13 protein-coding genes and 1 tRNA gene are annotated in these 14,453 nt (G+C 73.4%); 4 read left to right on the top strand and 10 right to left on the bottom strand.

All coding sequences use genetic code 11. The annotated features are described in order from the left end of the window. Positions 1-15 precede the first annotated feature (15 nt). From F8R89_RS30280 to F8R89_RS30290, 3 genes are all read left to right on the top strand, one after another. The gene (locus F8R89_RS30280; protein WP_192806275.1) at positions 16-375 is read left to right on the top strand and encodes an MmcQ/YjbR family DNA-binding protein; all 360 of its coding nucleotides are present in this window, start codon (positions 16-18) and stop codon (positions 373-375) included. 111 nt (positions 376-486) lie between these two features. After that, positions 487-1,815: an MFS transporter gene (locus tag F8R89_RS30285; protein ID WP_151786932.1), complete on the top strand. Its 1,329-nt coding sequence runs from the start codon at positions 487-489 to the stop codon at positions 1,813-1,815. Positions 1,816-1,896: 81 nt separating this feature from the next. After that, a tRNA-Pro gene (locus F8R89_RS30290) sits at positions 1,897-1,970 on the top strand. 79 nt (positions 1,971-2,049) lie between these two features. Here the strand turns inward: F8R89_RS30290 and F8R89_RS30295 are convergent. Then, positions 2,050-4,275 (bottom strand): RICIN domain-containing protein, encoded by a 2,226-nt coding sequence (locus F8R89_RS30295; RefSeq protein ID WP_151786933.1) that lies wholly within the window; start codon positions 4,273-4,275, stop codon positions 2,050-2,052. Between the two features lie 188 nt (positions 4,276-4,463). Further along, complete coding sequence (locus tag F8R89_RS30300; protein WP_151786934.1) at positions 4,464-5,171, bottom strand: TetR/AcrR family transcriptional regulator; 708 nt, start codon at positions 5,169-5,171, stop codon at positions 4,464-4,466. A gap of 158 nt (positions 5,172-5,329) precedes the next feature. Here F8R89_RS30300 and F8R89_RS30305 point away from each other — a divergent pair, with 158 nt between their 5' ends. Next, positions 5,330-7,108 carry a glycoside hydrolase family 15 protein gene (locus F8R89_RS30305; protein ID WP_151786935.1) on the top strand — a complete coding sequence of 593 codons (1,779 nt, stop codon included), beginning with the start codon at positions 5,330-5,332 and terminating at the stop codon, positions 7,106-7,108. Here F8R89_RS30305 and galE read toward each other — a convergent pair. The 8 genes from galE to F8R89_RS30345 form a co-directional block, all read right to left on the bottom strand. Then, positions 7,047-8,129, bottom strand: coding sequence for a UDP-glucose 4-epimerase GalE (galE, locus tag F8R89_RS30310; RefSeq protein ID WP_151786936.1), 1,083 nt, complete (start codon positions 8,127-8,129; stop codon positions 7,047-7,049). The two genes, F8R89_RS30305 and galE, sit on opposite strands and share 62 nt — an antisense overlap. A gap of 100 nt (positions 8,130-8,229) precedes the next feature. After that, positions 8,230-8,757, bottom strand: coding sequence for an NUDIX hydrolase family protein (locus F8R89_RS30315; RefSeq protein WP_062668852.1), 528 nt, complete (start codon positions 8,755-8,757; stop codon positions 8,230-8,232). Between the two features lie 16 nt (positions 8,758-8,773). Continuing rightward, positions 8,774-9,970 carry an amidohydrolase family protein gene (locus F8R89_RS30320; RefSeq protein ID WP_151786937.1) on the bottom strand — a complete coding sequence of 399 codons (1,197 nt, stop codon included), beginning with the start codon at positions 9,968-9,970 and terminating at the stop codon, positions 8,774-8,776. 1 nt (position 9,971) lies between these two features. Then, positions 9,972-11,375: a glutamine synthetase family protein gene (locus tag F8R89_RS30325; RefSeq protein ID WP_151786938.1), complete on the bottom strand. Its 1,404-nt coding sequence runs from the start codon at positions 11,373-11,375 to the stop codon at positions 9,972-9,974. A gap of 50 nt (positions 11,376-11,425) precedes the next feature. Further along, the gene (locus F8R89_RS30330; protein ID WP_151786939.1) at positions 11,426-12,235 is read right to left on the bottom strand and encodes an SAM-dependent methyltransferase; all 810 of its coding nucleotides are present in this window, start codon (positions 12,233-12,235) and stop codon (positions 11,426-11,428) included. A gap of 133 nt (positions 12,236-12,368) precedes the next feature. Further along, positions 12,369-13,250 carry a PT domain-containing protein gene (locus tag F8R89_RS30335; protein WP_151786940.1) on the bottom strand — a complete coding sequence of 294 codons (882 nt, stop codon included), beginning with the start codon at positions 13,248-13,250 and terminating at the stop codon, positions 12,369-12,371. Between the two features lie 104 nt (positions 13,251-13,354). After that, complete coding sequence (locus F8R89_RS30340) at positions 13,355-13,687, bottom strand: DUF3140 domain-containing protein (RefSeq protein WP_151786941.1); 333 nt, start codon at positions 13,685-13,687, stop codon at positions 13,355-13,357. Positions 13,688-13,726: 39 nt separating this feature from the next. Then, positions 13,727-14,209 carry a Dps family protein gene (locus F8R89_RS30345; RefSeq protein ID WP_151786942.1) on the bottom strand — a complete coding sequence of 161 codons (483 nt, stop codon included), beginning with the start codon at positions 14,207-14,209 and terminating at the stop codon, positions 13,727-13,729. Positions 14,210-14,453 lie beyond the last annotated feature (244 nt).

Genomic DNA, 14,453 nt, shown 5'->3' on the forward strand with positions numbered 1-14,453 from the left:
GCTACGGTTCCGGCTATGCCGGACGCCGAAGACGTACGCCGTATCGCCCTGTCCCTCCCGGACACGACGGAGAAGATCGCCTGGAGCATGCCCACGTTCCGGGTCGCGGGCAAGATGTTCGCCACCCTGCCCGAGGACGAGACCTCCCTCGCGGTGCGCTGCCCCAAGGAGGAGCGCGACGAACTGGTCCTCGCCGAACCGGAGAAGTTCTGGATCGCCGACCACGAGGCACAGTTCGCCTGGGTGCGGGCCCGGATCGCCGCCCTCGACGACGAGGACGAACTGCGCGCCGTCCTCGCCGACTCCTGGCGCCAGGCCGCCCCGACCCGTCTGCTCGACGCCCACCCGGAACTGGGGCTGCCCGAAGGCCCATGAGAGCGCCTGCCGCGTCATCGGCCCCGCGTGCGATCATCCGGAGCGAGGGGGGAGCCGGGGCGGAGGGGCCGCGGCTCGCACTCCTCCCGAGGCACGGGAGGGATCGTGGGCATGCGCGGGACGCCGCCGCGGACACCGCCGGGCGGGGCCCAGGACGGGACGACACGGAGCCCGTCACCCAGGGCAGGCACGGCCAAGGACCGGCCGAGGCCGGTGTGGTCACGCGATTTCGCCCTGTTCTTCGGGGCGCGGGCCGTGGCCCAGCTCGGTGACACCATGCTGCCCGTGGCGCTCGCGGCGGGCCTGCTCCAGCAGGGCTACGGCGCCGGTGCCGTCGGTCTCGCCCTGGCCTCGACGTCCGCCGCGTTCGCCGGGCTGATCGTCTTCGGCGGGGTCCTCGCGGACCGCTTCGACACCCGCCGGCTGATGATCGGCGCCGACCTGGTCCGCGTCTGCACCCAGTCCCTGGCCGCCGCGCTGTTCTTCTCCGGACACGTCGTCCTCTGGCAGATCTGCGCGATCGGCTTCGTCAACGGCGTGGCGGGCGCCGTGTTCCAGCCCGGCGTCGCCGGCACCGTGCCCCGCCTCGCCGCCGACGTCCAGGGCGCGAACGGCGCCATCCGCGTCGCCGAGGCCGTGGCCCAGCTGGCCGGCCCCGCCCTCGCGGGCGTCCTCGTCGGATTCGCCTCACCCGGCGGGGTGTTCGCCGCGCACGCCACCACCTACACGGTGAGCGCCGCCTGCCTCCTGCTGCTGCGGCTGCCCCCGAGGGTCCGCTCGGGCGTCGCCCGCGCCCTGACCGGCGGCCACGCCTTCCGGGCCGATCTGGTCGAGGGCTGGCGGGAGTTCAGGTCCCGCACCTGGCTGTGGGGCGTCATCGCCGTCTGGTGCGTCTACATGATCACCGTGTGGGGCCCGACGATCCCGCTGGTCGCGGCCGAGATCGTCCAGCACCACGGGGCCCGCTCCTACGGCCTGGTCAACTCCGCCCTCGGCGCCGGCACCGTGATCGGCGGCCTCCTCGCGCTGCGGCTGCGCCCGCGCCGCATGCTGCGCGCCGGCGCGTTCGGCGTCTTCGCCTTCGCCGCGTTCCCGGTGACGGTCGGCGCGGGTCTGCCCGTCGCGGCCATGGCGGCCGGAGCGGCCGTGGCCGGCGTCGGCATGGCGTTCTGGAGCGTGATGTGGGCGACGAGCGTGCAGACCCAGGTCCCGGCGGACGTCCTCAACCGCATCCACGCCTACGACGTGGCGGGCTCCCTGGCGATGATGCCGGTCGGCCAGTCCCTGGCGGGCCCGGCCGCGGGGGCGTTCGGGTCGGACCACGTGCTGCTGGCGGCGGGCGGCATGAGCTTCGTCGTGGCGGCCTCGCTGCTCTGCGTGCGCGCGATCCGCGGCCTGGTCCGGGCGGACACAGCCGCGGTCCCGGGGTCCGGGCCGTAAACGGGTGCGCGACCACCGACCCGAGTGCGGTAGAGTTTCCCTGCACGTTCGGCCCGGGGAAACCCCAGGTCAGCGGGGCACCGGGACGTGGCGCAGCTTGGTAGCGCACTTGACTGGGGGTCAAGGGGTCGCAGGTTCAAATCCTGTCGTCCCGACGGTGCGAAGGGCTTCCACGGGTTCACCCCCGCGGAAGCCCTTCTTCGTGTGCCCGGCGCGGACCCGGGCGGTCGCGCTCTACGGATAGCTGGGCAGGTTCGCCACGTTCGTCGCCGAGTTGGACGGGCCGCCCGCGTTGTTGACGACGTGCCGGATGGTGCCGGTGCCGCCGAGGGAGACCGTCACCATGCTGGTGAAGCGCACCCCTGGCCGGTTCGGCGCCTCGATGGCCCGTTCGGCGGTGACACCCGGGTTCACGTTGAAGAAGCAGTAGCTGCCGAGGCCCCACGCCTGGTGGCTGGTGACGGAGTCGGCGACCTTGTAGGCGGCGTAGCCCTGGGTGGAGCCGTTCATCCAGGCCGCCTGGTTCGGCGGGTCGTACGGCATCTCGTTCTGGTAGAAGTACGTCCGGCCGCCGTTGCCGTTCCATATGGTCTGGTACTTCTGGTAGTGCTCGACGAACAGGCCGTACGCCGTGACGTCGTCGCCGTTGACGATCAGGCCCGTGTCACCGGTGTTGCTGTTCCAGCCGATGCCGTTGCCGTGGTCGCCGCGCCAGATCCACATGTGGTCGCCGATGACGTCGTCGCTGTTGATCACCAGGCTCGTGGTGGCCTTGCCGACGGCCGCGCCGCCGACCCGGAAGTACACGTCGTGCAGCGAGGTCGGGTCGGCGTCGTGCGACGCGGACGCGTTCGCCGGGCCGACCTCCATGAGCGTGGGCGAGTTGGTGGTTCCGGCGTCGAAGAGGAGGCCCGCGACCTTCACGCCGTCGACGTCGGCGACCTTCATCGCGGTGACGCCGTTGTCCGGGACGAACGTCGCGAGGCCCAGACCGAGGACGACCGTGCCGGGCCGGTTCACCTGGAGGGTCTGGTCGAGGTGGTAGATCCCCGGCGTGACGAGCAGGTTCCTGCCCGCGGCCAGCGCCGCGTTGATCGAGGCGGCGCTCGCGCCCGGCTTCACGATGTGGAACGTGTCGAGCGACAGCGAGGTGCCGGCGGGCGCCCCGTTCGCCCAGCTGGTGCCGGAGGAGCCGGACCGGACCGCGGGCACGAACACCTTGTAGGCGTTGTCGCCGTCGACGTACAGGAACGGCTTCTCGCGGGTCACGGGGGACTGCGCGACCGTGGTGTACGGCGGCGCCGGGAACGTCGTGTCCGGCACGCCCTGGCTGCCGACGAAGACCATGTTCCAGTTGGAGCCGGTCCAGCCGCCGAGCTGGGAGTTGCGGGTCAGCCACTGCTGCTGGCTGCCGGAGTCGACCCGCCCGTCGACCTTCGTGTCGGCGAACAGGCCGCCGCTGGCCCAGCCGCCGTCGTCCAGGGCGATGTCGCCGCGCAGGTGCATCCGGCGGTACGGGGCCGCCTGCGAGACGGCCCAACGGTCGCGGCCGCCCGCGGGGTTGACCGACAGGTTCTCGGCGCCGCGCCAGAAGTTCTGGGTGGCGTTCTGCGGCGGGAACCAGTCCGCCTCGGCGTGCACGGCCCCGTTGACGGTGACCGCGTCCGGGGTGAGACCGAGACCGGCGACCTGTGTGTAGAAGCCGACGTTGACATCGGCGTCGTAGGAGCCCGGCTTGAACAGCACCGCGTGCCGCTGGGTGCCGAACTGGTTGGTCTCCTGCTGCTGGAAGATCGAGTTCAGCCTGCCCTGGATGGCCGAGGCGGACATCGAGGGGTCGAACACGGCGACGTTCGGCCCGAGGTCCGGGGCCGCCGTCGACTGGCTCACCGGCACCACCTGGAACCGCTGGGCGGCACTGCCGTTGCACGTGTACTGCACGAACCGCACGCTGTCCGCGAGCGAGGCGCCCGGGTCGTCCAGGCACTTGCCGCTGTGCCGGTTGACGAACCGGTAGGCGCCGCCGCCCAGGTCGACCGGCAGCCACTGCTGGTTGGCGCCGCCGCCGTACGCCCACAGGTGCACGGGCGCGCCGTCGGCGCTGGAGACATCGGCGACGTCCACGACCTGACCGGTGTCGTTGCGGTTGCCGATGCGGACGTAGCCGTCGCCGGTGGCGGTGAGGCTCCACTGCTGGGCCGTCGTGTTGTTGCAGGCGTACTGCTGCACGACGGTGCCGTTGGCGGTCGCGGCGGCCCGGGCGTCCAGGCAGCGGCCGCTCGCGGCGTTCATCACGGTGACGAACCCGGTGGGGAGCGCGGTTGAGGCACGGTCCGCCGCGCTCGCCGGCGCGAGTCCCGAGGTGAGCAGGGAGGCGGCGGCCACGGTGACGAGCGCGGCCACGCGGGGTCCGCGCGGGCGGCGGGGTGCGGGGGGCAGGGGGTCGGGGATTCCGGGCATACGGGTGGCCCTTCGTGGGGGGTGCGCGGGTGGGGCCGCGTTCAGGTCGTGAAGGCCCGACGCGGGATGCGCTGTCCTGGCTGACCCGTGAACCTAAAGGTATGGACCACTTTCGTCAAGACGTGAAGTAAGCACGCGGCGAACAGAGTTGACGCACCTCTGGAGTCGAGGTGCGGGTCACGCCGGCCTCACCCGGGGTGCGTGAACCGGTCCACCAGCGCGTCCAGGCCGTCCGTCAGGTCGCGCGGTCCGGCCCGGTCGGCCAGGGCCGGGGTGGTGGCGCGCAGCCGCGGCAGCTCCCGCGGGTCCATGTGGTGAAGGCCGAGCCGGAACCCGGACTCGGCCTCCTCGGGGTTGTCCACCATGGCCTGGAGCTCCACCGACACATAGCCGAGAACCCAGCCCGTGAAGGCGCGGAAGAGCCGCGCGGAGCCGTCCGTGTCGAAGCCGGCCTCCTCGAACAGCCCGAGCACCCGCTCGTGGTGGCGCAGGGTCGCCCGCGGCCGCCGGGCGAGCGGCACCGCCAGCATCCGCGTGGAGAGCAGCGGCACCACCTGCGGGTGGTCCAGGCACACCGCGTACGTCGCCAGCGCCACCCGCCGCAGCTCGGCCCGCCAGTCGCCGGCCGCCTCCCCGGCGGTCAGCCGGTCCTCCAACTCCGCGTGCAGGGCCTCCACCAGACCGTCGAGGAGGGCGTCCTTGGAGGCGGCGTAGCGGTACAACGCCATGGCCTCGACGCCGAGTTCGGCGCCGAGCCGCCGCATGCTCAGGGCCGACAGGCCCTCCCGGTCGACCAGCCGCAGGGCCGCGCCGAGAACGCGCTCGCGGTTGAGCCGCCCGTAGCGGCCCCGGTCGCTGGCGCGCCGCGCCGGTCCCGGTCCGGGCTCCTTCGCCATCGCCGACCTCCTCGTCGTCGCACCGCGCGACCCCACGGTTACGGGGTAAACGTACGCGCATCGGCGCGACCGGGCCCGGTTGCCGGGTGCGATCGGCCGCGTAACATGTACATATACGTCGTAAACGGGTGACGTAAACCCATGGACGAGTGACCGTCATGAGCGCACCCATCGAGGACTACGCCCTGATCAGCGATCTGGAGACAGCGGCGCTCGTCGGCCTGGACGGCTCCGTCGACTGGCTGTGCCTGCCCCGGTTCGACTCGCCCGCCTCCCTGGCCGCCCTCCTGGGCACCCGGGACAACGGCTCCTGGCGGCTCGCCCCGCCCGGCGCCACCCGCTGCACGCGCCGGACCTACCGGCCCGACACCCTGCTGCTCCAGTCGTGGTGGACGACCCCCACGGGCACCGTGCGGGTCACCGACTTCATGCCGCCCCGCACCCGGCTGCCCTGTGTCGTCCGGCTCGTCGAGGGGATCTCCGGGACCGTCACCCTCCGCAGCGAGCTGCGGCTGCGGTTCCACCAGGGCCGGGTCGTGCCCTGGATCCGTGCCGTCGAGGGCTGCGCGGTGGCGATCGCGGGCCCGGACGCCGTCTGGCTCGGCACCGACCCGCCCGCCGAGCCGTCCGGCGCCGACGACCGCACGGTCCACGACGTCACGGTCACCGCCGGCCGGCGCGTCGCCCTCACCCTCGTCTGGTCGCCGTCCCACCGGCCGGGACCGCCCGAGCCGCTGGCCGTCCCGGCGGAGACGCTGCTCAAGGAGACCGCCGGCTTCTGGCGGCGCTGGACCGCCCAGTGCCGCTACGAAGGCCCCTGGCGGGACGCCGTCGTACGGTCCCTGATCACCCTGAAGGCCCTCATCTACGCGCCCACCGGCGGTGTCGTCGCCGCCCCCACGACGTCCCTGCCCGGCCGCATCGGCGGCGACCTCAACTGGGACTACCGGTACTGCTGGCTGCGGGACTCCGCCATGACCCTGTCCTGCCTGCTGCGCAACGGCTACCGGGAGGAGGCCACGGCGTGGGTGGACTGGCTGGTACGGGCCGTCGCGGGCGACCCGGCCGACCTGCAGACCGTGTACGGCGTGGGCGGCCAGCGCCTGCTGCCCGAGACCGAGGCGCCCTGGCTGCCCGGCTACGAGGGCTCACAACCCGTCCGGTTCGGCAACTCCGCCGCCGGGCAGTACCAGTTGGACGTCTACGGGGAAGTCCTCGACGCGCTGTGCCTGTCCCTGCGGGCCGGTATCGACCTGCCCGCCCATGTCTGGAGCCTGGTCGAGGCCCTGATGGGGCATCTGCAGCGGCACTGGCGCGAACCCGACCAGGGGCTGTGGGAACTGCGCGGCCCCCGGCGCCAGTTCACCCACTCAAAGGTCATGACCTGGGTGGCCGCCGACCGCGCCCTGCGGATGGGCCGCCTCCTCGGCCGCGACGGCGCCCGCGGACGCTGGCGGGCCCTGCGCGACCAGGTGCACCGCGAGGTCTGCCGCGAGGGCTGGGACCCCGCACGGCACACCTTCACCCAGTCCTACGGCTCCGACGCCCTGGACGCCTCCGCGCTGCTGATCCCCCGGCTCGGCTTCCTGCCCGCCGCGGACGGACGGGTGCGCGGCACGGTCGACGCCCTGCGCGCCCTCGGCCACGGCGGCTTCGTACGCCGCTACACACCCGGCCCGGACACCGGGCAGGGCACCGAGGGCACCTTCGTGGCCTGCTCCCTCTGGTACGCCGACGCCCTCGCCGCGACCGGCCGGACCGGACAGGCCCGCGAGGCGTTCGAGCGGGTCCTCGCCATCCGCAACGACGTCGGTCTGCTCGCCGAGCAGTGGGACCCGGACGCGGGCCGCCAACTCGGCAACGCGCCCCAGGCGTTCAGTCACATCGCCCTGGTGGAGACGGCGTCCGCCCTGTCTCCCCGTACCCGTACGGATTGAGCTGCTGGAACCGCCAGGCGTCCCGGCACATGTCGTTCAGGTCGCGGGTCGGCCGCCAGCCCCACGCACGTGTCACCGCTCCGGCGTCCGCGACGAGTTCGGCCACGTCGCCGGGGCGGCGGGGCACGACCTCGTACGGCACGCGCCAGCCCGTCGCCCGGGAGAACGCGGCGAGGACCTCCAGGACCGAACGGCCCTCGCCCAGGCCCAGGTTGAACACGTGCATCCCCGGCGCGTCGCCGAGGTGGTCCAGCGCCAGCCGGTACGCGCCGACCGCGTCCATGATGTGCAGGTAGTCGCGGACCGTCGTCCCGTCACGGGTCGGATAGTCGTCGCCGAAGACCGGCAGCGACTCCCGACGGCCGCCGGCCACCCGGGCGAGCGACGGCAGGAGGTTGTCCGGCTCACCGGGCGGGCCGGCGCCCAGCAGACCGCTGGGGTGGGCGCCCGCCGGATTGGCGTACCGCAGGCACAGCACCGTGTAGTCGGGCCGCCGGCGGCACACGTCGGCGAGGATCTGCTCGCACGCCCACTTGGAGGCGGCGTAGGGATTCGCCGGGCGGACCGGCGTCGACTCGTCCAGCGGACCGGGGCCGGCCTCGCCGTAGACCGCGCACGAGGAGGAGAAGACCAGGTGGCGCACCCCGTGGTCGTCCATCGCCTGCAGCAGGGACGTCGTCGCGCCCACGTTGCTGTCGTAGTACTCCACGGGCCTGCGCGTCGACGCGCTCACCGAGCGCAGCCCCGCGCAGTGCACCACGGCGTCCACGGTGTGCCGGTCGAACACCGCCGACAGGGCCCTGCGGTCCCGGACGTCCAGCTCGTACACGGCGCCCACGAACCGGCCGGCGATCCGCTCCAGACGCTGCAGGACCCGCGGGCTGCTGTGCGAGTAGTCGTCGACCACGATCACCTCGTAGCCGTGGTCGAGCAGATCGACACAGGCGTGGCTGCCGAGGAACCCCGCACCGCCGGTGACGAGGACCGTCGACGGTGTACTCACCGGCTCGCCGCGCGTCATGGGCAGCCGCTCCCGGATCGGTCACAACGCCGTACATTTACGACGTATACCTCCGACTATGCGCCTCGCGCGCGGCAGCGTCAAACGAACCGGCGCCCCCTCAGACCACGCATCCCACATGCGCGAGCGCCTGCTTCAGCAGCACCCCGTGCCCGCCCGGCATCTCGCTCTGCACCGCCGGCGACAGGGCCTCCTGAGGGCTGAACCAGACCAGGTCGAGGGCGTCCTGCCGGGGCCGGCAGTCGCCGCTGACCGGGACGACGTACGCGAGGGACACCGCGTGCTGACGCGGGTCGTGGTACGGCGTGATGCCCTGCGTCGGGAAGTACTCGGCCACGGTGAAGGGCTGCAGCGAGGTCGGCACCCGGGGCAGCGCCACCGGGCCGAGGTCCTTCTCGAGGTGCCGCAGCAGCGCGTCGCGCACCCGCTCGTGGTGCAGCACGCGGCCGGAGACCAGGGTCCGGCTGACCGTTCCGTCGGGTCCGATGCGCAGCAGCAGCCCGATGCTGGTGACCTCGCCGCTGTCGTCGACGCGCACGGGCACCGCCTCGACGTACAGGATCGGCATGCGGGCGCGCGCCTGCTCCAGGTCGTCCGTGGACAGCCAGCCGGGCGTGGTTTCGGTCATGTCAGACATTGCTTGATCATACTTTCCGGGAGTGCGGACGCTCGGTCGTGGTCGGGTCGGCGGACGGGTCCGCGGATGGTTCCGCGGGGGAGAGACCGTACAGGCGGCGGGCGTTGTCGCCGGCCGTCCACGCGGCGATGCGCAGCGCGTCCGGCAGGCTCAGGTCGTCGTCGTCCACCCGCTCCTGGAGCAGTTCCCCGAGACCCCGGCGGTACGCCAGGGCGCCCAGGGCGTGGAACTCGGCCAGGCCGTAGGCGTCGGAGCTGTACAGCAGCTTGCGGAACGGGGTGATCTCCAGGGCCTCCTCGAGCACCGCCCGCGCCCGGGCCGGGCCCACATGGTGCAGCGCCAGCCCCACGTCCAGGTACACATGGTCGAAGACCACGGCGAGGTGGGCGGCCTCGCGCTGGTACGGCCAGCAGTGCAGGAGCAGCACCGGGATCGTGCCCCTGATCAGCCGCAGCCAGTCGGTCAGCAGGACCGGGTTCGCCCGGTGCAGCCGCAGGTCGCCGTCGCCGAACCCGGTGTGCAGCTGCAGCGGCAGACCGAGATCGACCGCCGTCCACAGCAGATGCCGGGTCAGCACCCGGTCGGACAGCCGGCCGCCGTCCGCCAGCCACTGCCGGGCCGACGCCGTGACCAGCGCGTCCGTGGGGCGCGCCGGATCCAGGTGGAAGCCGGTGCGGTACGCGGCCACCGACTTCACGGCGACGACGCCGGGCCGGCGCACGGCCTCCTCGACGGCCGTCCGGAACGCCTCGGCGTACGCGTCCGCCTCCACCCCCGAGGCCGCGACGGACTCGGCGACCGCCTCCAGACGGACGACCTCGTGGGCGGTCGCCCCGGCCGCCTCGGCGAGCTCCGCCGGAGTGGTGAGCGGCACCGGTGTGTGGCCGGTGTCCACACAGAGCGCCGCCACACCCGCCGCCCGCAGGAACCGCCGGTCCACCTCCCGCACGCCCAGCTCGGCGCGCCGCGCCACATAGACGTCGGCCGGGGCGTGGCGGGGCAGACCGAGCAGGGGTGCGCAGTCCCGGCGTACGGCCACCCCCACCGGGGTGTCGAAGGGGGACCAGCCGGGGCCGGGCTCGCCCTCGGTGAGCAGGGACTCGAAGCCGGCGCGGTCCAGATCCGCGGTGACCACCCCGTGGCAGTGGTGGTCGACCAGCGGCAGCTCCGCGAGGGCCTCGTGGACCGGCCCGGTGCCGTCCATGTCAGTACACCCACCGGTAGGCCGCGGCGACCCCGTCGTCGTCCAGCCCCGCGACCCGGGCGGCCTCGCCCTCCCGTACGGCGGTCACGGCGTCGGCGAGGACCGGTCCGAGCGCGGCGCGCAGCACCTCGTCCCCGCGGAACGCCGCGACGGCCTCGCTCAGCGAGGCGGGCAGCCGGCGCACCCCGAGCGCCGCCGCCTCCCGTTCGTCCAGGTGCGCAGGATCCCCGGTGATCTCCGCGGGCAGCCGCGCGTCCGACGCCATCCCGTCCAGACCGGCGGCGATGAGGCAGCCCAGGGCGAGATACGGGTTGGCGGCCAGGTCGACCGGTTTGACCTCGATGTTGGCGGTCCGCTCGCGTCCGCCGGTCGTGCCGGTCACCAGCCGCAGCCCGGCCTCCCGGGTCTCGTGGCCCCACGCCGTGAACACCCCGGCCCACTGCGACGGCCTCAGCCGCAGATAGCTCGCCGGGCTCGGCGCGGTCACCGCGGTGAGGGCCGGGAGCCGGCGGAGCACGCCGGCCGCGAAGGACTCGGCCGCGGGGCGCAGGCCGTACCGGCGTGCGCCGCCCGCGTGCAGGTTGACGCCGTCGCGCCAGACGGAGAGATGGACATGGCCGCCGTTGCCGACGCCCCGCCCGAGCAGCGCGGGTGCGAAGGACACCGCGAGCCCGTGGCGCCTGGCCACCGCGCGGACCGTCTGCCGCACCAGCACGCTCTGGTCGGCCGCGGCGACCGGGTCCAGCGCGGCCACCGACAGCTCGAACTGCCCGGCCGCGTACTCGGGGTGGAACTGCTCGGCCTCGACGCCCTGCCGGGCCAGCGCCGCGAGCAGCTCCGCCGCGCAGTCGCTCAGCTCCACCTGCCGTGTGGCGCCGTACGCGGGAGCCGTGGTCGCGGGCACGAAGGCCCCGTCGGCGCCCGGCGGTCGGGCGAAGGCCCACTCGATCTCGATGCTCGCGCGGAACGTCACGCCGTGCCGCTCGGCGGCCTCGCGGACCGTGCGCCGCAGGAACGTGCGGGCGCACGCCGGATGCGGCGCGCCCTCCTGGGCCGTCCGGTCGACCGGCGCCCAGGCCCAGCCGGGCTGGGCGGCGAGCTCCACCAGGGCCGTCAGGTCCGGGTAGAGGCGCAGATCGCCGTCCGGGGAGCCGAGGACGTCGGTGGTCACGATGGAGTCGTCCGCGAGGAAGGTGTCGAACACCGGGGACATGCCGACGCCCCAGGCCGCCGCCGAGGGCAGCTTGGCGGTCGGGACCGTCTTCACCCGGCCGATCCCGGCCGTGTCCACGTACGCCAGCACGATCCCGTGCACACCCCGCCCGGCCAGCTCGCCGCCGAGCGTGGTGGCCCGTTCGACCTCCCCGGGACGCCCTCCCGGGACGGGGTCGGCAAGGGTGGTCATACGGTCTCCTCGACGAGCTCGGCCGCCGGGCGGGCGGTGCGTGGGGGGCGTCAGGGCTTCACGGCCACCGCGCCGTACTGCGGCACCGGGGCGGGGGAGCCGTCGGCCCGCCACTGGGCGCAGGAGACCATGCCCGGCTCCAGCAGCTCCAGGCCCTCGAAGAAGGCGGCGATGTCCTCGCCGCCGCGGGCGGTGATCGGCGGGGTGGCGTTCTCGTTCCAGAACCTCATCGCCGGGATCTGGCCCTCGCCGCCGAGCTCCGCGTCGAAGGTGGGGTGCGTGAGCACCAGCAGGCTGCCGGAGGGGGTGGCGGCCATGACGCGCCGCACGATGTCCCGGGCCTGGTCGTAGTCCAGTACGAAGTTGAGGATGCCCAGCATCATCACGGCGACCGGCCGGCCGAAGTCCAGTGTCCGCGAGGCCCGTTCGACGATGGCGTCCGGGTCGTGCACGTCGGCGTCGATGTACGCGGTGACGCCGTCCCTCGTGCCGGTCAGCAGGGTCCGGGCGTGCACCAGCACGATCGGGTCGTTGTCGACGTACACGATCCGGGATTCGGGCGCTATGCGCTGGGCGATCTCGTGGGTGTTGTCGGCCGTCGGCAGCCCGGTGCCGATGTCGAGGAACTGCCGTACGCCGCGCTCCTCGGCCACGAAGCGCACCGCCCGGCCGAGGAAGTCGCGGTCCGCGCGCGCGATGTCACGGATGACCGGGAACATCCCGGCCACGTGCTCGCCCACCTGCTGGTCGACCTCGTAGTTGTCCTTGCCGCCGATCCAGTAGTTCCACACGCGCGCGTTGTGCGCCACACCGGTGTTCAGCCTCGCCGACCCGTCCGACGGGGTGTGGCCATCGCTCACGACTCGTCCCTTCCTCGCACGCACGACCGAAACCGGCCATCACCGCCATTGTGCCGCCCCGTTGATCACGTTGTCCCGGGAATCGGCACAGCCGGTACGGTCGTCGGCGTGCGGACGGCGCGCCGCCCGAGCGTCAGTCGAACTGGCTGGGCGAGGCCGCCGGGGACTTGCCGGCCAGGACGTCCTGGAGCCGCTGGGTGCCGAGCTTCACCGCCGACACCACCGAGTCGTGCTCGTCGCCGTCGAGACCGCCCGCCGTGACGGTGATCGCGTTGTCGCCCACCCGGACCGCGGCCACGTCCAGGGTCAGCGTCGCCTCCGTGCCGTCGACGGGGCCGCTCACCGAGATCCGCACGGCCTCACGGGCGTCGCCCACCGAGGGCACATCGGTCCGGGTGACCTGGACGGTCCGCTTCTCGCCGTCCTCGGTCATCGTGAACTGGCCGCACTCCTGGGGGAGTTTCGCCATCCACTCCAGGGAGTCCTGGACGTTCGTCCGGTCGTACGCGGCGACCTGATACAGCAGCCGCGAGTCGTCCTGCGTGAAGCCGCGCAGCGCGTTGGCCCCGGACGGCTTGCCCAGCAGGTCGTCGTCGAACAGGGAGTCCATCAGCCGCTGGCAGTCGGCCGCGTCGGTCTTGGCGGACAGGAAGTCGGAGACGTCGACCTTGCCGATCAGCAGACCGTCGTGCCAGTTCTCCGCCTCGGTGTCCTTCACCTGAGTCCAGTCGTCCTCGATGTCCGCCGCCGTGATCAGCGCGGTCTCGGCGCCCGACTCGGACAGGGTGCCCGACGGCGATCCGGTGGGGGAGCCGGTCGGTGAACCGGTGGGGGAGCCGGTGGGCGATCCCGTCGGGGACTCCGTCTGCTGCCGGGCCGCCGCGGGCGACGCGCTGACGCCGGAGGCCCCGGTGTCCCGGCCCCCTTCCTGGGCGCAGGCGGCGGTGGCGAGCAGGGTGCCCGCCGTCAGGGCCGTGGACAGGACGCGGGCGAGCCGGACGGTGCGACGGGTCATCGGGAGAGCCTCCTGGAGAAGGGACGCGTGTCCCGTTCAGCCCATCACCGGCCCCCCGGCCCCACCATCGGCCACGGCCCGATCGGGTGACCGGCGCGGCTCGCTCAGGGCTTCAGCGGGTCGTGCCCGATCGTCATCAGCTCGTGCCGGTGGCGGGTCTGCTCCGGTTCGGGCTCGTTCTCCAGGTCGGCGCGGACGGACACGGTGTCCACCACGTCGTACATGAGCCGTACGTCGTCGTCCGTGAGGTCGGTGCGGCGCTTTTGGAGGATCGCGAGGACGTGCTGCCCGGCCGGCGGGCCCGCCCGGTCCGGCAGCGGCTCGGCCGTCTCGCCCGCCTCGCCGACCCGCAGCCAGGCGGCGAGCTCCTGGGAGGTCATGTTCACCACGCGGTGGAAGTCCTCCCACAGCGCGTCGAGTTCGAGGGCGTCGGTCACGGGGTCTCCTTGCCTCCGCGTCGGTGTCCGCCGGGTGTCTCAGCCGTCGCTCGGCCAGTTCTCGGCGTCGAACATCCAGCGCTCCTTCTCGAGGTCGCTGGTGATGGTGATGAGCAGGTCCTGTGTCACCGGGTCCGGCTCGGCGGTCGCCGCGACGCGCTCGCGCAGCCGTGTGACGGCCGCGCCCAGGGCGTCCACGACCAGCTGCACGACCCGGGTGTCGCGCAGCCAGCCCGCCTCCGGGCCGGGCAGCGCGAAGGCCGCCGCGATGGTCTCCGGACGGCCGTCCGGGGCCACCCCGATCGCGGCGCACCGCTCGGCGACCGTGTCGGCGTGTGTCCGGGCCAGCGTCACCACCTCGTCGAGCTGGAGGTGGATCGAGCGGAAGCGCGGGCCGACGATGGCCCAGTGCGCCTGCTTCCCGATCAGCGACAGCCCGAGCAGATCGACGAGGGTGTCCTGGAGGGCGTCGCCGGCGACCTTGCGGGCCGCCTCCGGAAGCGTGCTGGAGACCACGGTCATGTCGAACTCCTTCTGGCGTGGTCGAGGGCCGGGAGGAGCGGTGCGGCCCCGTCCGTCACAGCGGTGCCGCGCCACTCCATGCGTGCGCGGGTGCCCCGAGCGAACCGGTGCAAAACGTACGGCGGCCCGTCTCCGGGCCGGTCGCCGCCGTGGTCCCCCGGCCCTGGGGCGGCGTATCTTCCCAGCGGGGCGGCAGTCGGTCTATAGTCCAAAACTAGCGGTGCTAATTAACGTGCCGATCCAC

This window comes from Streptomyces sp. SS1-1, assembly GCF_008973465.1.
Lineage (GTDB): Bacteria > Actinomycetota > Actinomycetes > Streptomycetales > Streptomycetaceae > Streptomyces.

What these genes read in the sequence shown, in the direction of transcription:
- F8R89_RS30305 (WP_151786935.1), top strand. Translation starts at nt 5,330, where the DNA reads ATGAGCGCACCCATCGAGGACTACGCCCTGATCAGCGATCTGGAGACA.
- F8R89_RS30300 (WP_151786934.1), bottom strand. Translation starts at nt 5,171, where the DNA reads ATGGCGAAGGAGCCCGGACCGGGACCGGCGCGGCGCGCCAGCGACCGG.
- F8R89_RS30295 (WP_151786933.1), bottom strand. Translation starts at nt 4,275, where the DNA reads ATGCCCGGAATCCCCGACCCCCTGCCCCCCGCACCCCGCCGCCCGCGC.
- F8R89_RS30285 (WP_151786932.1), top strand. Translation starts at nt 487, where the DNA reads ATGCGCGGGACGCCGCCGCGGACACCGCCGGGCGGGGCCCAGGACGGG.
- F8R89_RS30345 (WP_151786942.1), bottom strand. Translation starts at nt 14,209, where the DNA reads ATGACCGTGGTCTCCAGCACGCTTCCGGAGGCGGCCCGCAAGGTCGCC.
- F8R89_RS30325 (WP_151786938.1), bottom strand. Translation starts at nt 11,375, where the DNA reads ATGACCACCCTTGCCGACCCCGTCCCGGGAGGGCGTCCCGGGGAGGTC.
- F8R89_RS30280 (WP_192806275.1), top strand. Translation starts at nt 16, where the DNA reads ATGCCGGACGCCGAAGACGTACGCCGTATCGCCCTGTCCCTCCCGGAC.
- F8R89_RS30315 (WP_062668852.1), bottom strand. Translation starts at nt 8,757, where the DNA reads ATGACCGAAACCACGCCCGGCTGGCTGTCCACGGACGACCTGGAGCAG.
- F8R89_RS30320 (WP_151786937.1), bottom strand. Translation starts at nt 9,970, where the DNA reads ATGGACGGCACCGGGCCGGTCCACGAGGCCCTCGCGGAGCTGCCGCTG.
- galE (WP_151786936.1), bottom strand. Translation starts at nt 8,129, where the DNA reads ATGACGCGCGGCGAGCCGGTGAGTACACCGTCGACGGTCCTCGTCACC.
- F8R89_RS30335 (WP_151786940.1), bottom strand. Translation starts at nt 13,250, where the DNA reads ATGACCCGTCGCACCGTCCGGCTCGCCCGCGTCCTGTCCACGGCCCTG.